General features: G+C 62.6%; 16 protein-coding genes. 15 read left to right on the forward strand and 1 reads right to left on the reverse strand.

Annotated elements, in window-relative coordinates; translation table 11 throughout:
- Positions 1-51 precede the first annotated feature (51 nt).
- The 15 genes from U1R88_RS28155 to U1R88_RS28225 all read left to right on the forward strand — a co-directional run bounded on the left by U1R88_RS28155 (position 52) and on the right by U1R88_RS28225 (position 21,655).
- Positions 52-2,109, forward strand: a complete 2,058-nt coding sequence (locus U1R88_RS28155) for an FUSC family protein (protein WP_322434246.1) — start codon at positions 52-54, stop codon at positions 2,107-2,109.
- 68 nt (positions 2,110-2,177) lie between these two features.
- Positions 2,178-3,116, forward strand: coding sequence for a site-specific tyrosine recombinase XerD (locus tag U1R88_RS28160; protein ID WP_322434247.1), 939 nt, complete (start codon positions 2,178-2,180; stop codon positions 3,114-3,116).
- A gap of 824 nt (positions 3,117-3,940) precedes the next feature.
- On the forward strand, positions 3,941-4,522 hold the full coding sequence (gene rfbC, locus U1R88_RS28165) for a dTDP-4-dehydrorhamnose 3,5-epimerase (RefSeq protein ID WP_322434267.1): 582 nt from the start codon (positions 3,941-3,943) through the stop codon (positions 4,520-4,522).
- Positions 4,522-5,574, forward strand: coding sequence for a dTDP-glucose 4,6-dehydratase (gene rfbB, locus U1R88_RS28170; RefSeq protein ID WP_322434268.1), 1,053 nt, complete (start codon positions 4,522-4,524; stop codon positions 5,572-5,574). The genes rfbC and rfbB overlap by 1 nt, the downstream gene beginning before the upstream one ends.
- Positions 5,575-5,608: 34 nt before the next feature.
- Positions 5,609-6,544, forward strand: coding sequence for a dTDP-4-dehydrorhamnose reductase (gene rfbD / locus U1R88_RS28175; protein ID WP_322434248.1), 936 nt, complete (start codon positions 5,609-5,611; stop codon positions 6,542-6,544).
- Between the two features lie 57 nt (positions 6,545-6,601).
- Positions 6,602-7,483, forward strand: a complete 882-nt coding sequence (gene rfbA, locus U1R88_RS28180) for a glucose-1-phosphate thymidylyltransferase RfbA (protein ID WP_425545491.1) — start codon at positions 6,602-6,604, stop codon at positions 7,481-7,483.
- Positions 7,484-7,526: 43 nt separating this feature from the next.
- Positions 7,527-8,561: a hypothetical protein gene (locus U1R88_RS28185; RefSeq protein ID WP_322434250.1), complete on the forward strand. Its 1,035-nt coding sequence runs from the start codon at positions 7,527-7,529 to the stop codon at positions 8,559-8,561.
- Positions 8,562-8,934: 373 nt separating this feature from the next.
- The gene (locus U1R88_RS28190) at positions 8,935-10,566 is read left to right on the forward strand and encodes a Hint domain-containing protein (RefSeq protein WP_322434251.1); all 1,632 of its coding nucleotides are present in this window, start codon (positions 8,935-8,937) and stop codon (positions 10,564-10,566) included.
- 48 nt (positions 10,567-10,614) lie between these two features.
- A complete protein-coding gene (locus U1R88_RS28195; RefSeq protein ID WP_322434252.1) occupies positions 10,615-11,205 on the forward strand; it encodes a helix-turn-helix domain-containing protein in 591 nt (196 codons plus the stop codon).
- A 387-nt stretch (positions 11,206-11,592) separates the two neighbouring features.
- Positions 11,593-12,093: a hypothetical protein gene (locus U1R88_RS28200; RefSeq protein WP_068293310.1), complete on the forward strand. Its 501-nt coding sequence runs from the start codon at positions 11,593-11,595 to the stop codon at positions 12,091-12,093.
- A 546-nt stretch (positions 12,094-12,639) separates the two neighbouring features.
- Positions 12,640-15,432, forward strand: coding sequence for a glycosyltransferase family protein (locus tag U1R88_RS28205; protein ID WP_322434253.1), 2,793 nt, complete (start codon positions 12,640-12,642; stop codon positions 15,430-15,432).
- Positions 15,433-15,444: 12 nt separating this feature from the next.
- The gene (locus U1R88_RS28210) at positions 15,445-16,515 is read left to right on the forward strand and encodes a glycosyltransferase (protein WP_322434254.1); all 1,071 of its coding nucleotides are present in this window, start codon (positions 15,445-15,447) and stop codon (positions 16,513-16,515) included.
- A 140-nt stretch (positions 16,516-16,655) separates the two neighbouring features.
- Positions 16,656-19,631, forward strand: coding sequence for a glycosyltransferase (locus tag U1R88_RS28215; protein ID WP_322434269.1), 2,976 nt, complete (start codon positions 16,656-16,658; stop codon positions 19,629-19,631).
- 106 nt (positions 19,632-19,737) lie between these two features.
- The gene (locus U1R88_RS28220; RefSeq protein ID WP_311933010.1) at positions 19,738-20,391 is read left to right on the forward strand and encodes an ABC transporter ATP-binding protein; all 654 of its coding nucleotides are present in this window, start codon (positions 19,738-19,740) and stop codon (positions 20,389-20,391) included.
- 7 nt (positions 20,392-20,398) lie between these two features.
- Positions 20,399-21,655 carry a KpsE/RkpR family capsule polysaccharide export protein gene (locus tag U1R88_RS28225; protein WP_068293302.1) on the forward strand — a complete coding sequence of 419 codons (1,257 nt, stop codon included), beginning with the start codon at positions 20,399-20,401 and terminating at the stop codon, positions 21,653-21,655.
- A 20-nt stretch (positions 21,656-21,675) separates the two neighbouring features.
- Here U1R88_RS28225 and U1R88_RS28230 read toward each other — a convergent pair whose 3' ends face one another.
- Positions 21,676-25,299 carry a glycosyltransferase gene (locus U1R88_RS28230; protein WP_322434255.1) on the reverse strand — a complete coding sequence of 1,208 codons (3,624 nt, stop codon included), beginning with the start codon at positions 25,297-25,299 and terminating at the stop codon, positions 21,676-21,678.
- Positions 25,300-25,339 lie beyond the last annotated feature (40 nt).

Consider the following 25,339-nt stretch of genomic DNA (forward strand, 5'->3'; position numbering starts at 1 on the left):
CGCGGCATGATCCGGTACCAAATCAGCGACAAACCCTGTATGGCCGGTGTGATGCCTCGCCCGAGTTTCCTTCCCGCCCGTCCGTCGTTCAACCTGCCGCATCTGGCCATGCCGCCGCGGGCCGACTGGATCTTCGCATTCCGCACCACCGTCATCGGGCTCGTTGCCCTGGCGATCGCCTACGCGCTCGGGCTCGAGCAGCCGCAATGGGCGATGATGACCGTCTATATCGTCAGCCAGCCCGTCGCCGGCATGGTGCTCGCCAAGGGCTTGTTCCGGCTGGCCGGCACGCTGATCGGTGCCCTCGCCTCGGTGGCGATGGTCAAGCTGACGGGGAGCGAGCATCTGCTCTTCCTGGCGCTGCTGGCCGCCTGGATCGGCCTGTGCACCTTCGTGGCCTCGACCCTGCGCAACCCCGAAGCCTATGGGGCGGTGCTGGCCGGCTATACGGCCGCCATCATCGGCCTGCCCGCTTTCGACAATCCCCATCTCGTCAATGAGCTGGCGGTGGCGCGCTGCATCGAGATCATGCTCGGCATCGTCTGTGCGGGCCTGGCCAGCCGCTTCCTGCTGCCGCAACTCGCCCGCGACGTGCTGGTGGAGCGGGCTGGCGCCAGCCTCAGGGACATTGCCCGCTATGGGGCGGGCGCGATCGGCGGCACGGCGAAGGCCGAGCTCGACACCCGCTATCAGCGCCTGATCGTCGATATCGAGGCGCTGGCGGGCATGCGCGCCTATGCCCGGCTGGAAGCACCCAGCCTGGTCACGCATGGGCGCATGGCCCGGCACACGATCGGTCACATGCTCTCGGCCATCTCGGCCGTGCACACCCTGCTTGCCCATGCCAGCGCGCCCGACTCGAGTTGGCGCCCGCTGCTCAACCGCATCAGGACCATGCTGGACGGAATTGCCCAGGGCGATTGGCTCACCCAGGACGTCCGCCCCTGGCTGCGGCAGATCGAGGAATTCTGCCGCGAGGCCGAGGCGATGCGCAGCGCGCCGCTGCAGCCGCACGAGGACCGAGCCGCGGCGGCGGCCCGCATCACTTTGCTGATCGAGTTCCTCACCGCCATCCGCCAGGTGCTGGAGGGACTGGCCGCCCTGCGGCTGCGTGCGCCCGACCCGCCCGGCCAATGGAAGCTGCCGGCCCTCACCATCGATCGCGACTACGAGGTGGCGGCCGTCAACGCCATCAGGGCGGCGATCGCCACCACCATCGTCACCGCCTATTGGATCGCCACGCGCTGGGCCGATCTCGCCGGAGCGGCGGTGATGGTGGCGGTGATGTCGAGCCTGTTCGCCACCATGCCCAATCCGCTGCGGTCGGCCTGGGACTTCCTCAAGGGCACGGCCTATTCGGTGCCGGTCGCCTTCCTGGTCGGCCAGCTCATGCTGCCGCATCTGCCGGGGCTCCCCTGGCTGCTGGCGCTGATCGGGCTGGTGCTGCTGCCGGCGGCGCTGGGCATGGCCAATCCGCGCTTCACGCCGATCGCCACCGCCTTCGCCATCAATTTCCTGCTCTTTCTCAATCCGCGCCAGCCCATGGTGGCCGAGCCCTGGCTGTTCATGAACGCGGCGATCGCGGTGCTCGGCGGCGGGCTGCTCAGCCTTGCCGTGTTCGCGGTGGTCCTGCCCCGGCGGCCGCAAAGCGTGGTCGAGCGGGTGGTGGAGGCTTTCCGGGCCGACCTGACCCGGCTTTGCCTGCATGAGCGCCTGCCCAAGCCCTCCGCCTTCGAGAGCCTGGCCTATGACCGCATCAACCAGCTGATGGCGCCGCTGGAACGTGTCGGCAGCAAGGGCCAATATGTGCTGGACGGGAGCCTTGCAGCGGTGACAATGGGGCTCGAGATCCTGCGCCTGCGCCGCTTCCTGCGCGAGGGCATGATCGAGCCCGACCATGCCGCTGCCGTCTCGGAGATGCTGGTGCGTGTCGCCGGTCTCCTCGCCATCCGCATCCCGCATGCCAAGCTGCTGCGCGACATGATCGTGTCGCTGCGGGAATTGGCGGCCGAGATCGTCAAGGAAACCAGCCCGAACGCGCATCTGCAGGCGGCCGCCTCCCTCAGGGTGATCGCCTTGGCCCTGGAGGATCATCCGCTCTATTTCTGAGGCTGGCAGGGAGGCGGCATGGCGGATGATTTTCCGGCTGTTAACCTCGGCGGGCTTAGTCTGGTGCCATGTCCAAGCCCGCCAGCGACAGCCGCCTGATCAATGCCTTTCTCGACATGGTGTCCGCCGAGCGCGGCGGCGCCGACAATACGCTGCAGGCCTATCGGCGCGATCTCACCGACTACAGCGATTTTCTGAAGGGGCGGGGGGGCGCGATCGCCTCGGCGGGTGCCGATGAGGCCCGTGCGCATCTCGCCGCCCTCAGTGATCTCGGTTTCAAGGCGACCACCCTGGCGCGCCATCTGTCGGCGATCCGGCAGCTGCACAAATTCCTCTACGCCGAAGGCTTCCGCACCGACGACCCGACCACTGTGCTCGACGGGCCGAAACGCGGGCGTGCCCTTCCCAAGGTGCTGGATGTGGCCGAGGTCGATCGCCTGCTGGCGGCGGTGGCCGAGGGGATCGAGGACGCTGCCCGTCCCTTGTCGGAACGCCTGAGGGCGGCACGGATGAGCGCCCTGCTCGAGACGCTCTATGCCTCGGGGCTGCGCGTGTCGGAACTCGTCAGCCTCAAGCGTACCGCGGCGCGGCCCGGGCTTGCCATGCTGAATGTGGTCGGCAAGGGCGCCAAGGAAAGGCTGGTGCCGCTCACAGAGGCCGCTCGGCGAGCCATGCAGGCCTATCTCGGCTTGCTCGCTCAGGCGGGCAGGGACGGCGCCTCTCCTTGGCTGTTCCCGTCCTTCGGCGAGAGCGGCCATCTTACGCGGCAGCATTTTGCGCGGGAGTTGAAGATGCTGGCGGTGAGCGCCGGCATGCGTGCCGATCGCATCAGCCCGCATGTGCTGCGCCATGCCTTTGCCAGCCATCTCCTGCAGAACGGTGCGGATCTGCGTTCCGTGCAGATGATGCTGGGCCATGCCGACATCGCCACGACGCAGATCTATACGCATGTGCTGGATGAGCGCGTGAAGGCGATGGTACGCGACCTGCATCCTCTGGCGGATTGATGCAGGGCCCCCAAGGGGCTGCCGCTCTTCATCGATGGGGAAACCCGGATAGTCGGCCTTTCTGCCTGGGTTCCTCACCCCATCCTTGATCTTTGCTGCCATCTCCCGGGCTGGGCTGTCGCATCGCATGCCGTTGTTCCCGCGATTGTGTCTGGCAAGTGCTCGGGTTCGGCGGCAGAAGCATGAGGACGTTTCTATTTTGATTGTTTTGAACGTCCGGCCACGCATCCGCTTACGATCAGGTAAACTATTCAATCGGCATGAGAATTTGCAAAACACCCGGATAAATCAATAAACTTGAGCAATTGGTGAAATTTTATTGTGCATCTCATAGCATAATAACAATTTATAATTGTGTGATCTATCTTTATAGGGAATTGTATTGGATTGATATTGTTGTGCGCGCTTCAATATTTATATAATTTAGATCAAATTTATTTACAGACTTTCTCGATATTTCTGAAATTAAGCTGAGGTTGGCATATTATTTCGCGGCACGAATAAACTTACTTGCGCCGTTGCTGTAGCGGCACAATAGGTTTGTTATAAAAACCCCCCGGTATTGCCAGGATAATTTTAGTTTTTATTTGTATATTTTTCATTTGGAAGCAGTATTTTACCTCTAAAAGACTTCTGTTTTATGCAATATATACTAAAATTCGATGTAAATTGTACTTGATTTCAATTCTTATTGTCTTGTCCGTGACGTAGATTATCGAGAATTGAGTTTTATACTATATTGTTCATTTTGATGTAAAATATAGACTTGACATGAATGTCTTGTATCAAATACATCATTTAAAGTTCTGGTGAGTGCTAGTATGATGATTGTCGAGCGCCTAGCCATCCCCGAAGTCGTGCGAGTTCGCCCTCGACGTTTTGGTGATGCCCGTGGCTACTTCTCGGAAGTGTTTAGTGCGCGCGGGTTTTGCCAGCATGTTGCCGAAGTAGAATTCGTTCAGGACAACGAGGCCCTGTCCGGCGCCGCCGGCACGCTGCGAGGCTTGCATTTCCAGCGTTCGCCGATGGCACAGGGCAAGCTGATCCGCGTCATTCGCGGTGCGATATTCGACGTGGCCGTCGATATCCGCCAGGGCTCGCCGACCTATGGCAGACATGTCTCGGCGCGTCTCGACGGGGTCGACGGCGATCAGCTGTGGGTGCCCGTCGGTTTCGCCCATGGCTATTGCACGTTGGAGCCGGATACGCTGGTGGCCTACAAGGTCACCAATTACTACAGCCCCGACGACGATGGCGGTATTCTGTGGAATGACCCCGCGATCGGCATCGAATGGCCCGTGCCGGCACAGGAGCCCGTGCTTTCTGTCAAGGATCAGGGGTTGCCGCTCCTGAAAGACTTGCCGGCTCAATTTCATTACAGCTCCGAACAGGAAGGTGTCGCATGATGCGTGTTCTGGTGACAGGCGGTGCAGGCTTCATCGGTTCGGCCGTGGTGCGCCTGCTGGTGGGCGAGGGGGATGTCGAGGTGCTCAACTTCGACAAGCTGACCTATGCAGGCAATCCCCATTCCCTGCGCTCGATAGCCGGCTCACGAAATTATCGTTTCATGCGGGGCGACATCACCGACAGGCTGAAGCTGGACGCGGTCATGATGACTTTTCGCCCGAATGCGGTGATGCATCTGGCCGCCGAGAGCCATGTCGACCGCTCGATCGTCGGAGCCGACGATTTCATCCAGACCAATATCGTGGGGACCTATACCTTGCTGGAGGCGGCGCGCGCCTATTGGCGTACGCTTTCGGGTCGGGAGCGCGACGCGTTCCGCTTCCTGCACGTCTCCACCGACGAGGTCTATGGCTCGCTCGGCAGTGACGGTCTCTTCACTGAGACCACCCGCTACGATCCGAGCTCGCCCTATTCGGCCAGCAAGGCGGCGTCCGACCACCTGGCCCGGGCCTGGATGCGCACCTATGGCCTGCCGGTGCTGATCTCCAACTGCTCGAACAATTACGGTCCGTATCATTTTCCTGAAAAGCTCATCCCGCTCGTCATCCTGAACGCGCTGGAGGGGCGCACTCTGCCGGTCTATGGCGATGGCAGCAATGTGCGGGACTGGCTTTTCGTGGAAGACCACGCCCGTGCCCTGTGGTCGATCGTGCGGACGGGCCGGCCGGGAGAGACCTATAATGTCGGTGGGCGCAGCGAGCGCAGCAATCTGAGCGTCGTCGAGACCATCTGCGACGTCCTGGACGGGCTCGTCGGTGGTTCGCGTCCGCGGCGGGATCTGATCGCCTTCGTGCCGGACCGTCCGGGGCATGACCAGCGCTATGCGATCGACGCCGGCAAACTCGAGACGGAGCTGGGCTGGCGTGCCCTCGAGACCTTCGAATCCGGCATCCGGCATACGGTGCAGTGGTATCTCGACAATGATTGGTGGTGGCGCCCGATCCGCTCGGGGGTCTATGCCGGCGAACGGCTGGGGCTCGTCAGCGCCTGAGCCTGCCGGTCATCCGGATCCAGGAGGTTTCGCGATGCGTATTGTGGTGACGGGCAGGGAAGGGCAACTGGCTCGCTCCCTGCAGGCCGTTGGCGCGTCCTTGGGCGTGGATATCGTCTGTCTCGGCCGGCCTGAGCTCGATCTGGTCGTGCCGGCGAGCATTCCGGCGGCGCTCCTCGCCTCCGAGGCGGATGCAATCATCAATGCCGCCGCCTATACGGCGGTCGACCGGGCCGAGAGCGAACCGGAGAAGGCCCATGCGGTCAACGCCGTCGGCGCGGGGCTCGTCGCGGAGGCCGCGCAACGGCTCGGCGTGCCGATCGTGCATGTCTCGACCGATTATGTCTTCGACGGCACCGCACGCCATCCCTATCGTGAGGAGGATCGGGTCTGTCCGCTCGGCGCCTACGGTGCGTCCAAGCATGAAGGCGAAGTGCGCGTTGCCGCCGCCAATCCCCGCCATGTGATCTGCCGCACCTCATGGGTCTATTCGCCCCATGGCCAGAATTTCGTGAAGACGATGTTGCGGCTCGCCGGCGAACGCGACGAGGTCGGCGTCGTCTCCGACCAGTTCGGCTGCCCGACCTATGCCCTCGATCTCGCCGAGACGCTGTTGCGGATCGCCCGAAAGGTGGTCGAGGAAAAGGCGGCCGCCTCGCCCTTGTTCGGCGTATTTCATGTTGCCGGCGGCGGTGAGGCGAGCTGGGCCGATCTCGCCGAGGCGGTGTTTGCGGCGTCTGCCTCTTCAGGTGGTCCTTCGGCCCGCGTCAGGCGGATCGAGACCAAGGACTATCCCACGCCGGCTCGCCGTCCTGCCGATTCAAGGCTGGACACGGCCAGGCTGCGGGAACGCTACGGTATTGCCTTGCCCGATTGGCGCGCCTCGATCGGCGACTGCGTATCGCGCCTGCAGGCGGGGCGTGCCGGCGCTGGCTCATCCTCTCTCGTTTCTCCTCTTGCTTCGTCCTAACGGCCTTCGCAATCGGCCGCCCGTGGTGTTGTTTTTTGATCAAGGAAGTTATTGAGAATGCGCGGTATCATACTGGCCGGCGGCAGTGGCACCCGGCTCTATCCGATGACCAGCATCACCTCCAAGCAGTTGCTGCCGATCTACGACAAGCCGATGATCTATTACCCGCTGAGCACCTTCATGCAGGCGGGCATTCGCGAAATCCTGCTGATCTCCACCCCGCATGACCTGCCGCTGTTCCGCAAGATGCTCGGCGACGGCACGCAATGGGGCCTGAAGCTCAGCTATGCCGAGCAGCCGCGCCCGGACGGCCTGGCCCAGGCCTTCGTCATCGGGGCCGATTTCGTGGCGGGCGAGCCTTCGGCGCTCATCCTGGGCGACAATCTGTTCTATGGCGCCGGCCTGCCCGGCCTGATGCGCTCGGCCGTCTCCCGGCGGGAGGGGGCCACCGTGTTCGCCTATCACGTCACCGATCCCGAACGCTATGGCGTGGTCGGTTTCGACGAGAACGCGGTGGCGACCTCGATCGAGGAGAAGCCCAGGCAGCCCAAATCCAATTGGGCGGTGACGGGGCTGTATTTCTACGATGCCGAAGTGGTCGACATCGCCCGGACCATCAAGCCCTCGGCGCGCGGCGAATATGAGATCACCGACGTCAACCGCATTTATATGGAGCGGGGCGGCCTGCATGTGGAGCGCATGCGGCGGGGCTATGCCTGGCTCGACACCGGCACGCCCGACAGCCTGCTGCAGGCCGCCGAATTCGTGCGCGTGCTCGAGCACCGACAGGGCGTGCGCCTGGCCTGCCCGGAAGAGATCGCCTTTTCCAGCGGCTGGATCGACGCCGATCAACTGCGCCACCTCGCCAGGAAGGTCGAGAACAGCAGCTACGGCAAATATCTCCTGCGCGTATTGGAGGAAGAGTCGCTCCTTTGGTGAGGCCCGAGCGGCCTAGAGATCAGGTTGGGAATCGGGCGAGGCCATGCTGTTCAACATCGAATCCGACGAGGGCGGTGAGATCACCGGCTATGTCGTCCCGGACGACTTCGAGAAGACGCCGATCCTGCATGTCCTCGTTGACGGACAGGTAGCCGCCCGCATCCGCTGCAGCGAGCCGCGCCCGGCCCTGGTCGCGGCGGGGCGCCACCTCAACGGCCTGTGCGGCTTCCTGCTCAACGATGCCAATGTCCCCGGCCTCGGCGCCATGCGCTATGTCGAGGTGGTGGACGAGGAAAGCGGCATCCTGATCTATCGCCGCAATCTGGACGCTCCCGGCTTGCCCAACCGCTTGTTCCGGCTGGAGACGCATCTATTCCCGCTTTGGGGGCTCGATGCGGCGCTCAAGCAACATTTCAACTATTTCCACCGGGGTATCGAGCGGCTGGGAAGCGAGACGGCGACCCAGATCTTTCATTTGTTGAACACCACCTCGCTCTATGTCAGCGGGCGGCTCACGCTGAGGCAATATGATGCCTTGATTCATGAGCGCTTTACCTGGGTAACCCTGCTGCACGATCCCTATTACGAACTGGCCGAGCGGCTGATGGCCCTCAAGCTGGTGCCCAAATATGGTGACGCCCTGCTGGGCCAGCGCGATCTTTCCGTCTTCAAGCCCGCGATCGATTTCGTTGCCGATCTCGAGACGGACGAGGAGGGACTGACCAAGGCCTTCGCCGAGATGCCGGGCCCGGTGATTTCAATCCTGTCCAATCCGCTTGCGCGCCAGCTCGCCGCCGAAAGCTTCGACGCCCTGTTGCCGCGCGGCGCCGTGGCGACGGCGCTTGCCAATCTTGCCACGGCCGGGGTCCTCGGCATACGCGAACGGCCGCATGTCTTCGCCGAAGACCTCGAACAGATCATGCGCATGCCCCAGGGCGCCGTACAGATCGCGCCCCTGTTGCCGCCCGTGCAGGCCCTGGCCGAGCGGCTGCGCAGATTACCCGAGACCGAGGTGCTGCTCGAGGCCGACCTCGACATCTACTCGCAGGTCAAGGCGGCGGTTGCAGGCGGTGGCTGACAGGGCCGAAGAAACACGGTTTGCGCATCGTCACGCGATATGTCGGCATTGCCGAATTTATGTTTGCAGAAAACAAACTTTTTATGCTATTTCAAAAGGCGTACGCGATACCTCATCGGAAGTACGGGTGGCTGTGGGGGACAGGCCGGAATTCCGACGGATGCAGGAGGAATGAATGCCTACAACCTACGGGCCAAATAGTGGCAATGTCAGCTATACGGTAAGCGATCCCTTTTTGGGAACGTCGAACATAAGTATTTCGGGTGGCGCAAGCGGAAGTTCTACCGTAAACGGTGTACCGACTGGTAATATTGTTACGACCAACGGTGGCACGACCAGTATTGTTAATGCGCTTCTTGGTGGTACCTATGCGGTGGTCCCCGGCGTAACGGGGCAGGTTAACATCGTCGTCAGCCTGGCGACCTTGACGCCCAACACGATCTATGTTGGCGGAACGGCCACGATCAATTCGGGCGCCAATGCACTCAGCGGTCTTGTGGTTAATGTCGATGGTGGCAGCGCTACGATGGCCAACGGTATTGTGGCCAATGCGTTGAGCGGTACGACGGTCAATCTGACGGATGGCGGCAGCTTCAGCAATGGCAACAACCTTGCCAATGTGCTGACGAGTTCCACTATCAATTATGGTCCTGGTGGCGGTACCTTTACCGTCAACGGCGGCGGCGCGCTGATCGATCTGTCCAGCACCACCATCAACGGCTTTGCGACGAATAACGGCCTGAACCATCTGTCGTTCCAGAACACCTCGGCTGCGGCAGCCACCTATCAGATTTCAAATACAGGCAATGGGCAGAGCATCGTGGTCCGCGATGCCAACGGCAACATCATCGCGCAAGCCAATATCGCCGGCCAGACGCTCAACACCGGCACCTATACGCCTGGCGATCCGGGGCCGCTGACCGTTGGCAGCAATGGCACCACCCTGACCATCACCGACCAGGCCGTGGTCTGCTTCCTCGCCGGCACGCTCATCCGCACGGCCACCGGTGAAGTCGCCATCGAGAAGATCCAGGTCGGCGATGAGATCTTCGTTTCCATCGATGGTAAGGATGAACTGCGTCCCGTGACCTGGATCGGCTCGGGCCATGTCTTGAGCAACCCGGTGTATCCCATGGACATGGGCGGCTACCCCGTCCGCATCCTCAAGGATGCGATCGCCGAAGGCGTGCCCTATCAGGATCTGCTGGTCACGGCCGAGCACAGCTTCTTCTTCGAAGGCAAGCTGGTGCCGATCCGCATGCTGGTCAATGGCCGGAGCATCTTCTATGACCGCTCCTTCCAGACCTACACCTACTACCATGTCGAGCTGGCCCAGCATGGCATCATCCATGCCAACGGCATGCTCTCCGAGAGCTATCTCGACACGGGCAATCGCAAGAACTTCGTGGCCCAGCACGGCGTGGTGCCGTTCCCCGGCAAGGCCAAGGACTGGTCGGTCGATGCCGCGGCGCCGCTCTGCGTCGAGCGCGCCTTCGTGGAGCCGATCTTCCGCGCCATCGAGGCCCGGGCGGCCCTGCGCAACGATCCGGTGCAGTCGCAGCCGGTCGAACTGACCCGCGAAGCCGATCTGCACCTGGTCACCGAGAGCGGCCGGGTCATCCGCCAGGCTCGCGAAGCCGATGGCATGGCCCTGTTCATGATCCCCTCGAATGTGCGGTCGGTGCGCATCGTCTCGCGCGCCAGCCGTCCGGCCGACACGATCGGGCCCTATGTCGATGACCGCCGTTTCCTCGGCGTGCTGGTCGGTGCCGTCACGCTGCAGGACGGCAATGTCCGCCGCGAGATCGACACCCATCTGACCTCCCGCACGCTGCGCGGCTGGTCGGTACCGGAAGGAGCTCGCCGCTGGACGGATGGCGATGCCGTGCTGCCGCTCGGCGAGCGCGCGCCCAATGCGATCGCCATGCTGGGGCTGCAGATCGTGGCTGCCGGACCCTATGTGGTCGAGGCTGACGCCGCCGCGGATGCTGCGCTGAACGGCTGACAATATCGACGACAAGAATCAGCCAGCCCTTGAACAGGGCTGGCCGACATGCTTTTCAGGGGCATGCGCTACGCCACGATCCTGCAGCCTGGCCAGGTTTGGATGTCTTCCGGTCGCGGGGATTCCCAGCGAATCGTCGTCGACGTCTTCAAGGGCAAGGTGCTCTATCGCCTGGCGTCGCAATCGGCCGATGATGTGCCGCAGGAGGCCTCCCGCAGTGCGTTCCGGCGCTGGATTGCCGACAACAGCGCCGAATTGACCGATCAGGATGCCGAGGCCGGGCAGAAGGTTTCGCCCAGCGCCGAACTCGGAAAGCGGATCCGGGCCTTGCGGCAGGCCGCCGGCATGACCCAGCAGCAGCTTGCCGATGCGGTCGAGGTTTCGCGGGCGGCGGTCGCCTTCTGGGAAACCGGGCGAGAGGGCAGCATCAACAAACATCTGACAGCGCTCTGTCAGGCCCTGGGGGTCGGCGAAGACACGTTGCTGAACGGACTCGCCGAGGAGCGTATCGAGACCACCCTGTCGCCCGACGAGGCCGATCTCATCGCGCTCTATCGCATGCTCAGCCCGAGCCGGAAGCTGAGCGCGCAGAAATGGCTGGAACGCCAGACGAATCAGCGCGAACCGGATGATGGATGAGGCGTCCGCGCCTGGGCGAGATGCAATCTCCTCGTCTCGATCCTGGTGCCGGGCTTCTTGTTCCGGGCTTCTTGTTTTTGAATGGTTTCTTGGCTGAAAATCTGCCGGCCCCTGCGGAGAATGCTGCAGCCTTGCAATGGCGACCGGGCAGAGCGTCCCCCGGGCGTCGCGCCACCATTCCGGAAATGGACTGGATTAGCCAAAAGTAGAATTATATAGAGTCAAAATAGGTATTCTTGCCGCTGCGTCGACGCCGCCTGCGGGCGACGGGTTGGCTCCTAACCTTGGAAGGGATTGCCTGGTGTCGGTCAGTTTCGCGAAGCCGTCATATTCGCCCCGGCCCTCTGGCCTGTCTCCCGTCACTTCCGGGGCATGAAGGGTAAGGACATGCTGGATTCCTTGCCTCCGGCCGAAACGGCGGATCACAGGATGGTGGGTGATCCGGCCCTGCGCCTCTGGTTCGATCAACGTGAATGCCGGCCGGTCTCGATCGAAGGCGCCATTCATACCTTTGTCGTGCCGCCGGACTTCAGGCAGGCGCGGCTCGTCTCGCGATCCGGCCAGGTCGAACCTGTGGAGGAGGATGAGCGTGTGCTCGGCGTGGCGGTCGGGCGCATCTGCCTGCGCGGCAAGCATGGCCTTCGCGAGATCGCGCTCGACCACCCCAGGCTGGAACACGGATTTTACGCCTGCGAACGCGAGGGGGAGGTGATGTGGCGCTGGTCGAACGGCGACGCTCAGCTTCCTGCCGATCTGCTGGATTACGATGGCTCTGCGCCGGATCTGATCGAGATCCACCTTCACACGAAACTGTCAGCCTATCGGGTCGATCCAGGCGAGGGCGGCAGTACCGCTGATGGTTTGGCGGGCGGAAACGCGGCGGCGTAGCGGAGCGTTCGTGGCTGGCAAAAGTTTTCGAAAGACAAGGTGGAATTACCGGAATAATGCGTTCATTGCTGTATTCATGACGGGCAGCGTTCCTCACCAGCAGATTCTTCCGGACGATCTGGTTCGTGAAATTGCGCGATATTTACTGCTGGACCGATGAAGATCACCAGCCGGAAGGGGACAACAGGCAGGAAACGAATCGCCTGCAGTCTTTTTCCGCCCGCGTGATGTCCCGTGGCACTATATCCACAAAATGCATGTCGTGCTGGACCAAGATGTAATTGTCATGGCGACGTCGATCGTCAACAGATAGTAATGTGTTCGACGTATCGATGAAGGTACCTATCAGGAGCTTGAAGCCCAGGGATGATTGTTTTGCCGTTTGGCTAAGCCTCCCCGTTGGGTGGGGCGTCTCGACCGCCCGAGGCGTGGATGCAGGACCGATACTGACCTGCCGCCGCGATCGGAACCAAAAGCGTGTTTGAATACCGGTGTAGTATGGGCAAGAGCTCTCGTTTCTGGACAAAATTGGCACCGATCAAGAAGATGCCTTCTTTCGCGTCGTCAGGGCATCAGGCCAATCCGGACCTCAATCTACCGAGCGATTTCGACTGGCAGGTCTACGTCAGCTCGCACACCGATCTGCAATCCTTCTCGCAGGCCAGGGCCGAAAAACACTATGCAAGCCATGGGGCGGCGGAAGGTCGTCTCTATAGCGAGAGGGGCATCGGCCACTACATTGCCGAGCTCGAAGCCGAGCATGGCAAGTTGCCGGAGCTGTTCGACTGGAAGGAATATATCGAGCGCTATTCCGACCTCTCCTCCCTCGGTTCGTCCTATGCGGCCGCCAGGCATTTCCTGCTGCATGGCCGCAAGGAAGGGCGGGTTCCCTACCAGTTCGATGCCGATCTCTACCGCGCCCTCTATTTCAAGGGCATTCAGATCCCGAACGACGCCCTGCTGGAACACTACCAATCCGTCGGCAAGCCGGCCGGTGCGGTCGGAACGCTGGACCAGCTCGCGCAGAGCGAGGGACTGCAGGACGGATATTGGCTACGTTTCCTCAATCTAGAGGAGTTCAACCTCCTGAACTCGCGCTGGGTCGGGGAGGCCGCCAACAAGCAGGAGGCCTTGCAGGCGATGATCCGCGAAGGCTTCGAGCGCCTGGCGCCGATCTCCTTCGTGCACGCCTTCGATCCGGTTTACTTTGCCGATGCCAATCCGGCGCAGGCCGGCAAGACGCCGGCCGAACTCTATCAATATTGGCTGTTTACCGGCCTGAAAGCCAAGGTGCCCGGCAATGCCGCCGAACATCTCAAGCTGCACGGCCTTGCCTTGCTCGAATATCCGGCCGGGTTCGACTGGCGGGCCTATGGCAACCGCCCTGGTGTGACGCCCAAGCATCGCTGGGACCTGCTCTATCATCTCACCGTCAATGACGCGATCCCGGCCCACGAGATTCCGCTCGGGCCGAGCGGCGGCCGGGACTTCCTGCTGGCCCTGGCAGGCGCCCTGAAGGTGCGCAATCCCGACCGCGCGGCCAGCCTCTATGCCTTCCTCGACAGCAAGAGCCCGCTTGGGCCGGTGGAACGGGAGCGCTGGGCCGATTGCCTGGCCGCGCGGGAAAAGTGGGAGGAGGCGCTGCCTCTCTATCGCCAGGCCATCGACGCAGGCTCGATCCAGGTCCAGACCGCCGTCAAGGCGATCGAGGCTGCCTTGAAGCTGCGCGAGCCCGAACAGGCGGTGGAGGTCCTTCTCCAGACCAGGACGGCTTCCGGCGGCGACATTCGGTGGCGCGAGGCGCTGCGCCAGACCATCGATGCCGCATTCCGGGAAGCCTGGATCGCGGCCGAGGAACTCTATGCCAAGGAGCGCCGCCAGGAAGCGGACGATGTCATGACCAAGGTGGTCGCCGACATCGCAAGCTGGTGGAATACCTTTGATCCACCCGGCCCACCGCTGCCGGCAACGCCCGATCAGCGCGTCGTCATGCTGGCCAATGTCGATCTGCGGCAATGCACGCAATATCGCGTGACCCAGAAGATCGAGATCGCCAAGGTGGCCGGCCTCAAGCTGGAAGTCTACACCCAGGCGGAGGTGGATGACTTCATCACGGCCATGCCGGGGGCCAGCGCCGCCATCTTCTATCGCCTGCCGGCCTTGCCGTCGAACATCCGGGCGATCTCGATCTGCCGGGCGCTCGGCATCCCCAGCTATTACGACATCGACGACCTGATCTTCGACGGCACCCACTATCCCGAGCCGATCGAGACCTATGGCGCCTCGGTCAGCAAGAGCTTCTATCATTCGCTGCAGATGGGAGTACCGCTGTTCCGGGCGGCGCTTGCGATGTGCGACTATGGCATCGCCTCCACGACCCTGCTCGCCGGCTATATGGAAAAGCTGGTGCGAACCGGCCGCTGCTTCGTGCTGCCCAACGGCATCGACAGCCATGACGCCGACCATTTCCAGCAGCGCATTCCGCGGGTGCGGCGCAACGACGACGTCGTGCTGTTCTACGGCTCGGGCACCAAGGCGCATAACAGCGACTTCCTCGAGCTCGTCGGCGGACCGTTGCTGAACCTGATGGAACGCCACCCGAATGTGCGCCTGATGGTGGTGGGCTATCTGTCCCTCGATGAACGTTTCGATGCGGTGCGCGAGCGCATCACCCAGCTCGAATGGACCAAGGATGTGCAGTCCTATTGGTCCTTGCTGGCCGAAGCCGACATCAACATGGCGGTGCTCGTGCCGGCGCCGACCACCAACGGCAAGAGCGAGATCAAGTGGCTGGAGGCTGCCGCCTTCAGCGTGCCTTCGGTGGTCAGCGCCACCCATCGCTATGAGGAAGTGCTCGAAGACGGTGTCGACGCCTTTCTCGCGCGTACGCCCGAGGAGTGGGAAACCGCGCTCGAGGCCCTGATCCGCTCGCCCGAACGCCGCCAGGCCATGGCCGAGGCGGCGCGCGCCAAGGCCGTGAGCTTCTACAGCCTGGAGCGCAATGCCGAACGTTTCAAGGAGTTGCTGGCGCCGGCCTTCAATCGCAGCGACACCCGGCTGCAGCTTTCCCGGCGCAAGAAGCGCATCCTGTTCTTCAACATCTTCTTTCCGCCCCAGACCATCGGTGGCTCGACCCGCGTCATCAGGGACAATATCGACAGCTTCATCGGCTCGAACTTCGCCACCGAATGCGATTTTGCGGTGATGACGTCGGACAACGACAACCGCAAACCCTACCAGCTGCGGGTCGAGAACTATAAGGGCATCCCGGTCTTCCGGGCCAATTCCCCGATCGAGGACATCCAGGAATGGCGCCCCTTCAACGAGCGCTATGGCTAGCTCTTTGCCCGCGTGCTGGAGTTCTGGCGGCCGGACCTGGTGCATATCCACTCTCCGCAGCGGGGGAGTGCCTCACTGATGACCGCCTGCATCCGGGCAGGCGTGCCCTATATCAACACCGTCCATGACGGCTGGTGGGTGTCGGACTATAATTTCCTCACCGATATCACCGGGGCGCCGGTCGAGCCGGAGGAGGCGCTGCCTTCCAGGCCTCCTTTCGGCAAATCGATCGGGCGCTCGCTCGAACGTCGCCGTCGCCTGCGCATCCTGCTCGAACGTTCGGCCGCCATCCTGGGGGTCTCGGATGCATTCACCCAGATCATGCATCGCGCCGGCTACCCCGTAGCGCGCTCGGTGCCCAATGGCGTGCCGGCGATGGAACGCGTGAGGAAGACCCGCTCCCCCAATGGCAAGGTGCGCCTGGTCCAGGTCAGCGGCGAAACCCATCACAAGGGCTTCCACCTCGTGCAGGCCGCCTTCAAGCAGGGGCGCTTTGCCAATCTCGAACTGACGATCGTCGATCATCAGCGCTTCGGCGGGCCGGCCCTGGAAACGCGCTGGGGCGAGACGCTGGTCCGCTTCGTCGGCAAGACCAAGCAGGAAGACATGCACACGCTATACGCGCAGCAGGACGTCCTGCTGGTGCCCTCGGTCTGGCCCGAAAGCTTCGGCCTGGTCTCGCGCGAAGCCACGTCCGCCGGCCTTTGGGTGATCGCCTCCGACCGCGGGGCGATCGGAGAAGGCATCGAGCATGGCGTCAATGGCTGGGTGCTCGACGTCGCCACGATCGAACCTTTGTTGAGTACGCTCGAAGAGATCAATGCTTCCCCCGAGCGCTATCTCGCTTCGCCGCCGGCCCTGGCCGTCAAGCCCCGCACCGCCGCGGACCAGGCGCGCGACCTGATCGCGATCTATCGCGACATTCTCAAGCGCCCGCCCGAACAGGAGCCCTGGCCCTACTTCATGACCGGCGACTTCGTCGAAGACGAGGATGCCAGCCAGGAGGATCGCGACTGGTTGAGGGGCAAGCGCAAGACCTTCTTTGCCGATTTCGGCAACACCAAGGGAAGTGGCACCAGATGAAGCTTGATCTTTGCGCCCGATGACATCGCTCGAAGCCACAAAGATAAGCCGAAACAAAGAGTTGTAGAAGAAGGTCGTTTTTCCGGGATGCGTTTCTCAGGCGCTGTCGGATTTTTGGGGAGTGGCAGGCGTTGGAAGGGGTGGTTCTGGACACGCTCACGGGTTCGGCCGGCGGAGGCGGGCCGCTATGGGGCCGGTTCGACCCGGACTGGTATCGGCGAACCTATCCCATTGCCGCCGACGAGGCGGATCCCCTGGAGTTCTATCTCACCCAGGGCATGAAGCTCGGGCACTCGCCCAATCGTTATTTCGACGAGGCTTTCTACGTTTCCGAGCATGAGCAGGTTGCGCAGGCGATCGCCGAGGGGCGGATCACCTGCGGTTTCGAGCATTATTGCCAGAGCGGGCGCAACGAGCGCTCCGCACACTGGCTGTTCGAACCGGGTTTCTATCGCCAGCTCTACGCGGATTTGACCGATGCCGCCCTGATTAAGGGCGGCTTTGCCAATCTCTATGACCATTACCTGAAAAGAGGCGCCCAGGAGGGACGGCAAGCCCATCTGCTGTTCTCGCCGCAAATCTATCGTCGGCACATGGCCGACATTGTCGGCCAGCCCGTTCCGAACGGCATGGGCGCGTTTCAGCACTATCTGGCCTGGATCGACGAGGGCAGGGGCGATGTCCCCACCTCGCCCTATTTCGATGCCGCATGGTATTTTCTGCATTATCCCGAGGTCGAGCAGGCCGTCGCGGAGCAGCAGTTCAAAGGGGCTCTGCATCACTATCTGTCGAACCCGGATCCGTCGGACTTCGATCCGCTCGAATATTTCCGCGAGCGCTTCTATATCGAACGCTATAGCGACATTGAAAAGGTCATCGGCCGGGGCAAGTGGTTCCGCAACGCCTATCTGCATTTCCTGCGCTATGGCCAACACGAGCTGCGCAACCCGACCAACTACATCAATCTGCAATATTACTGGGCCCGCCGTTCCAGCGTGGTGGTCAATGCCGAACTGGCCAAGGTCGTCGATCCTTTCGCCCATCTCCTCACCGTCGGTCTCCTGAAGGGGCTGCCCTTCGCACCGACCGGCGCCCCGATCGACGTGCCGGAGAAGCAGGCCCGCGCCCTGTTTCTCAGCCATGCCGAGAACATGGCTCCCCAGCATGCGCGCCGGCCGATCGATTTCACCGTCGACGGCCGCGCCGATGTCAGCGTCATCGTGGTGGTGCACAACCACCTGGCCATGACCCTGATGACACTGGCGTCGCTACGGGACAACTACGCCGGCGGGATCCAGCTCATCCTGGTCGACTCGGGCTCGACCGACGAGGTCAAGCAGATCCAGCGCTATGTCAGGGGCATGGTCCATCTGCGCTTCGAGACCAATGTCGGTTTCATCCATGCCTGCAACAGCGCATTGCTGCATGCGAATGCTCCCGCCATCCTGTTCCTGAACAATGATGTGAGGCTGTCCACCGGGGCGATCGCCGCCGCCATGGCGCGTCTGGAGGCTGATGCGCAGATCGGCGTGGTCGGCGCGAAGGTGATCCGTACCAATGAAAAGCTGCAGGAGGCCGGCTGCATCATCTGGCGGGACGGCAAGACCAACGGCTATATGCGGGATTGGGCGCCGCTCAGCCCGGAAGCGAATTTCGTGCGCGACGTCGATTTCGTCTCCGGGGTCTTCCTGATGGCGCGCGCCGATCTGATTGCGCAGATCGGTGGCTTCGATCCGCAATTCGCCCCGGCCTATTATGAAGACGCAGACCTTTGCCTGCAGGTGTGGAAGGAAGGCTACCGCGTCGTCTATGACCCCAATGTGGTGGTCTACCACTACGAATATGGCAGTTCGCGCGACTCCGGCGCGGCGTTCGGACTGATGCACAAGAACCAGAAGGCCTTCCACGCCAAACATTTGCAGGCGTTGAAGCATCGTTTTCCGAACACGCCGGAAGCCCTGCTGGAGGCGCGTTTTGCCGGCAAGACCCAACCGAAGATCCTCTATGTCGAGGACTATATTCCGCTGCGCAGCCTGGGAGCCGGTGCGGTCCGCAGCAACGATCTCATCCGGGTGATGGCGGGGATGGGCTATCAGGTGACGGTATTCCCGGTTCATGGGACTGCAGCGCCGATTGCCGAAATCTATGCGGATTTTCCTGATAGCATCGAGATCGTTCACGACCTCAATCATCATGATTTCAATAAATTTATCAATGATCGAAAGAATTATTTCGATTGTATCTGGATTTGTCGTGCTCACAATCTGAATTTTCTTTATAGATATCTTGAAGATCTCAATCTTAACCCGAACAAGACGAGCGTTGTCCTTGATACGGAGGCGGTCTTCTCGCTGCGGGAGGAGCTGCAGGCAAAGCGTGAAAACAGGCCCTTCGATCTTGGCGAGGCCATGGCCCGGGAATTCGAGCACGGCCATTTCTGCCAGGAGATCGTCACGGTCAGCCCGTCCGAAGCAGCCGTGCTGCACAAGTTCGGTTTCCCCCATGCCAGGGTGGTGGGAACCTACCGGCCCGTCACCCCGACCCCTCGCAGCTTCCAGGATCGGGCCGGCCTCGTCTTCGTCGGCAGCCTCTATGCCGAGAATACGCCCAACTACGATTCATTGAACTGGTTCATCGAGGAAATCCTGCCGCGCGTCGAGGCGGAGCTCGGCTGGGAAACCCGGCTCAACCTGGTGGGGCATGTCGCCCCGGGCCTGGCTCTCGACCGTTTCCTGTCGCATAGCCGGGTCACCTGGCACGGGCCCGTGGCCGATCTCGCTCCGATCTACGATGCCTGCCGCATTGCCATCGCACCGACGCGCTTTGCTGCCGGGACACCCTACAAGGTCTATGAAGCGGCCTCGTTCGGTGTTCCCACCGTGATCACCGACCTGCTTCTTGGACAGCTTGGCTGGAGCAACGAGCGGGAAGTGCTGGCCGTACCCGTGGATGACACGGAGGGCTTCGCCGCTGCGATCGTCCGGCTCTATCGTTCCGAAGAGTTGTGGCAGCATCTCCGGCAAGGCTGCTGCGACAGGCTCCAATCAGAGCACAATGAGGACAGGTATAGGGAAGCTTTGTCACATGTCCTGCCTGCCCTCCATCGGTCACGGTGATGCCGATGTCCGGCCATTTGAATAGTGAATTGGGCGTGAACCTGATATGGTGGCGTCGTCCGCGAGGGATGGGGCGTCAATCCTGGATGGCAGTTCTTCGGTCGACATGATTCAACTCAGCAATGTGACCAAGTACTACAAGGTCGAGAAACATCGAAAGATGATTCTCGACCGCGTTTCGATGATCTTCGACACCTCCTACGCCTACGGCCTCATGGGCGTGAACGGGGCAGGAAAATCCACCCTGTTGCGGCTCATTGCCGGGACGGAGATGCCCAATGGCGGCAAGATCCGCCGATCCGTCCGCATATCCTGGCCGATCGGCTTTGGAGGCGGCTTTCATCCCGCCATGTCGGGCCGCGAGAACGTGCATTTCGTCGCCAGGGCCTATGGCGCCGACATCGCCAAGGCAGCCCGCTTCGTCGAGGATTTCTCCGAACTCGGCGACTATCTCGACGTGCCCATCAAGACCTATTCTTCCGGCATGGCAGCCCGTCTTGCCTTCGCCCTGTCGATGGCGATCGAGTTCGACGTCTATCTCATCGACGAGATCATCGCCGTTGGCGATGCCAAGTTCCAGCTGCGCTGCCGCCAGGCCTTCGACGAGCGGCGCAAGAATGCCGGCCTCATCGTGGTCTCTCATTCGATGGGGACGATCTCGACCTTTTGCGACCGAGGCGGCGTCCTGGCGGATGGCCGGCTGACCATGTACCCGAACGTGCCCGATGCCATTGCCATGTATAACCGCTTGAACCGCTGACGGATCGATGAACGATATCCAGACTGAAATCGACGATCGGCAAAGCAGGTCGATCGAACGCGCGCGGTCCGTTTCCAAGGCGCTGTCCGATGCCTCGCGTCGTGCCCGTTTCTCCAGCCGGTCGAAACAGGCCTTCTACGGGGCGCAGGGTCTGCGCCGCCGGGCGCGCGAGCGCATCATTCGCCTCGTTCTGCTCGTCCTTGTCGTGGTTCTGCCGAATATCGCTTCGATAGCCTATTTCGGCTTCATCGCCTCCGACCAGTATGAATCGATCGCCAAATTCACGGTCTCCAGCGGTGCCCTGCCCAAGATGGACGATCTCGGCTCGGCCACCGGCCTGCCGCCGATGGCGATCGTGCAGGATACGATGATCGTGGTGTCCTATGCAGAGAGCCAGGCCCTGGTGGCCAAGCTGCAGGACTCCATCGATCTGCGTAAATATTACAGCTCGGACAAGATCGACCGTTTCTCCCGCTTCAATCCGGCGTTGCCGATCGAGAAATTCACCGCTTATTGGACGCGGCGCTCCTCGGCGGCGGTCTCCATGCCGGCTGGTATCGTCACGCTCCGCGTGCGCGCGTTCAGTGCCGCGGATGCAAAGACGATCGCGACCGCGGTGATCCAGCAGTGCGAGGCGATGATCAACCAGCTCAACGAGCGCATGTTCAAGGACACCGTCTCGGCCTCGGAGCGGGATCTGCAACTGGCCGGGGAAGCTCTCAAGACCACGCGCGTCGCCTATGAGAAGGCCCGCAACGCACAAGGGGTCTTCGACATCAAGGAAGAGAGCAAGAATCTGGGCATGCTCCTGACCCAGCTCGAGGGCCAATTGCTGATGATGCAGTCGGAATATGCGACCCGTTCGGCCTATGTCGCCGCCGATGCACCCCAGATGCGCCTGGCCGCCCAGCGGATCGCCTCGCTCAAGGAGCAGGTGAAGGGCGTGCAGAACCGCATCACCACGATGCAGCAGCAGGACGACAACGGTGCCCTGTCCCAGAAGCTCAGCCTCTTCGCCAATCTCGATCTCGAGCAGAAGATCGCGGAAAAACGCTATGCCCAGGCTTCGATCAGCCTGAACATGGCGCGCATCTACAGCGAACGGAAGATGCTGTATCTGCATACCGTGGAGATGCCGGCCGAGGCCGAGGAACCCCGCTATCCGCGCCGCTGGCTCAGTATCGGCCTGGTCTTGCTGGGTTCGATCCTGGCCTGGTTCATCTGTATCGGCCTGGTGGGAGTCATTCGTCGCCGACTGGCTTGAGACGGGCCGTTGGGCTGCGTTCAGCGCGCCGCAATGGCACGATAGAGATCCGCCAGTTCACGGCCCTGGTCGGCCGCCCTGCGCAGCAGGCCTTGCGGTGGAAGGGAGCCGGCCCGCCATGCCTCGGGATTGGCGTTCATCGCACCCAGGATCTCGGCGAGCGCCGCATCGCTGGAGACGTCGATGACCGCGCCTTGCTCGGGCAGGCGGATGCATTCGCCGATCGCTCCCCTGTCGGAGGCCACCACGCGCAGGCCCAGCGAGGCCGCTTCCCGGGCCACCAGGCCGAAGCTCTCCGGCCAGACCGATGGCGCCAGCACCGCGTCGAGCTCGGCATAGAGCGCCTCCACCTTTGACGGAGGGCAGGGGCCGCGCAGGAGAACCGGCGTGGCGCCCCAGCAAGTGGACAGATGTTCATCCGGCGCGAGTGCATGATCGATCATGGTCAGGGCCAGCCGCTCGAAGCGGCCTTTGCGCAGGGCGGCCTCGACAAGGATGGCACCTTTCTGGATCGAGCGGCCGCCCAGATGCCCGAGGGCGAGACGGCCGTCCGTTCTGGGGCGGTGCGGATGGAGTTCCAGCGCGGGCACGCCATTTTCGAGCACGTCCGCCGCGGCGATGCCGGCACCGCGATGAAGAGCGGCGAAGGGTTGCGAGACGGCGAGGACCGCTGCAGCCTTGCCCAGCAGCGCGGCCAGCGCCTGGCGGCGCGCGACCGATTGGGACAGGCTGACTCCCTCGACCGGGCAGATATTGAACGGGTTCTGATCCGGCAGCCGCAGGATACCATCGCGATCGATGAAGAACTGGGAATCGCTGATCCACCATCCATCGTGGAGGGTGACGAGATAGGGAATTCCGGCCTGCTCCGTGGCTTCGACGATGGAGGCGCCCAGGCGCTGGATGCAATGGAAATGCACGATGTCCGGCCGGACGCGATCGAGCACTCGGCGGAATAGCCTGCCGTGGTTGGGGTTGAAGGGCTGCCAGTCCCTCAGAGGGTTGGGCCGGGCGGAAATCCGGAAGACCGGGCGGTCTCTATAGCTGTCACAGCTCAAGGTCTCGTAAGGCTGGCGCCTCTCGTCGCTGGCAAAGACGCTGACCTCGATATCCGGGCAATGATCGATGAAGTGGTCGACATTGTCCTCGACCACGCGGGTAGCGCCGCCATGGCTTTGCGGTGCGAAGAAGACGTTGCAGACCAGTATTTTGAGCGGCGATGACGACGAAGATGACGGGGAGATGCTCTCGCATTCGGCAGGGGCGAAGGTCTCGGCCAGAATTGCGGCGCCCCTGCCGAGAGCGTAGCGCTGCCAGGCTTTCTCACGGGCCTGGTTCCCCATGTCCAGCCGCAACTCGGGGGAGTCGATCAGAGCCTTCAGGCAATCGCGCCAGTCCTCTCCAGTCTCGGCCAGAAAGCCGTCGACGCCGTGCGAGAGCGCCTCGCGATAGGTGGCGGTGGCGCTGACCACTGAGGGAATGGCGCAGGCCGCAGCCTCCAGCCATTTGATTTCGCTCTTGCAGTCGGCGCTCTCCCCGGGCGAAAGCACGGCGAGATTGATGTCGCAGGCCTGCAATACGCTCCAATATTCGCCGATATCCTCGACGAAGCCGACCCGGGTGATCCGGCCGGCATGAATAGCGAATTCCGGCCCGAGCCGCAGATGGCCGGCGACGACAAGGCGCAACTGCGGATAGTCGCGCAGGAGGTCGAGGAGGACAGGAGCAAGCTCCCGGGTGAAGTCGAGATTATGCGCCTTGGTGCCCGAGCCGTAGAACAAGGTCACCGGCTTATCGGCCGGCTGCAATTGGCGCCCGCGCGCGAGGAAGGCATCGTTGCGCGCGTCGAGCCCATTGGGCAGCACCACTGACCTGCCCAGGCGAACCAGCGGTCGCATGTGCCGGGCGAGCGCGGAGGTGGAGGCGATTGCCGTGTCGCACAGCCTCATGGCGAAGCGATGGAGCGGTACGTCGAGCTGGAGGTGAAGGTGCTCGTGCGGTGTGATCTGCCCCTCATAGGTCGCGAGATCCGGTGGGAAATAGCGGCCGTCGAACAGGAGATCATCGATCTCATAGTAGGTCGGAAGGCCAAGGGCGCGGGCATGAAGAATGGCCCGTTGCACGGCAGGCGTGGCGGTCACCCGATAGAAGAGCGCGGCCTTGGCGCCGGCAAGAGCGGCAATGAACGCCTCGGCTTGTGTCTCCTCGAAGGCCTCGGCCTGCAGGCCGGCCTGCTCGAACTGGCGCAGTTTCTGCTCCACCCGGTAGTGCCGGCATTGGCGCAGTTCCTGGTTGGCCAGGATGACGACGGCGCCCTCGGCCGGGAGCGGCAGCGCGGGCGGCAGGCGGTCGAGCACGACCAGTGCCGCCTCAATGCCGGCTAGGGCGGCCTCGATCAGGCTGTCGGCTTCCTTGCGCCTGCCGAGGGCGTAGAGTTCGAGCGCACTGGCCCTGGCATGATCGAACCAGGCCTGGAGGGTGCGATGGACGCAGGCGAGGAAGTCGGCCCGCTCGTTCCAGCGTTCCCGTTGTTCGCGCAGGACCCGCAGGGCCTCCTCGAAGGTTTTCTCGTCGATCAACAAGGCGATCGCCGCCTGCACGGCATCCCAGGGATGGTCGTCTCGTGCGATTGCCTGGCGGAAGTCGGACAGGGCTTCGCCGGCAGATCGAGCCTGCCGGGCCTTGCCGCGCCGGTAGAGCAGTGAGCCGTCGAACCTCGCCGCATCGTATGCCTCGGCCTGGTCATAGGCTCGGGCCGCCAGCCCGAGGCGGCCTCGCCGGAGTTGAAAGTCGCCGATCGCCGCCAGGAGGTCGAAACCGGCGATGTTGCCGACGCCCCGGTTTGTCTCGAAACCGCGTTCGAACAAATGCGCCAAGGCCCCGGCGCGATTGGCTATCCCGGCGCTTTCAGCCGGTGGCAGTCCCGCCCTATAGGCCTGCCAGGCGAAATCCGCGGGATAACGGCGCCCTCCGAGATAGGGCTCCAGGAATGCGGTTTCATTGGGCGCGCGGCCGGCCGAAACGCCTTCGGTGAGCCAGGTCCGGTAAAGCTCAGCTGCGTCGGTTGCCTCGGTGAGTTCGTAGGTCTGGCGATAGAACTGCGGATCGAAGCCATGCTTGAAGCTGATCGGGGCCAGGCGCTCGATGCCTTGCTCCACGAAGATGCGCAGCGCCTCGGTGCGTGACGGGGCGCCCGAGGGCAGCCAATCCTGGGCCATGGCCGTGAATTCGGGCGTGCGGAACAGAGCCGGCCAGGGGCCGCCGGGAACGCCGTTCGTTCCGCCGATCGGCATGTCGACGAGGAAGGGCCGCCCTTCCTGCCTGCCATGTTCGAGGAAATGCCGGATGAACTGGTGGTCGTGCACGTATGCGCGCGCGAGGTCCTCATTGAGGAGGCGATAGGCCGTGACGTCAAAGGCAGGCGGCAACGGCCCGAAGCGCCGCTCCCACTCCGCGATTGCCTCGCCGAGATTGGGTGGCCGCCCTTCGCGCCGGCCATGCTCGACATAGTGGGCCCACAGGCGCTCGGCACTGCGCAGCTCCTGCAGATCGGGATGATGGGCGGCGTAGAAGACAGGATCGAAATCCGCCGCGATCGTCGGACGCTCACGAAACGATTTCAGCAAGGATCTGAGCCGTTTCACCGGCCGTGGCCTCCCACCCGCATGGCCGAACTGGAGTGCC

It is taken from the genome of Labrys sedimenti, from assembly GCF_034424805.1.
GTDB classification, from domain to species: Bacteria; Pseudomonadota; Alphaproteobacteria; order Rhizobiales; family Labraceae; genus Labrys; species Labrys sedimenti.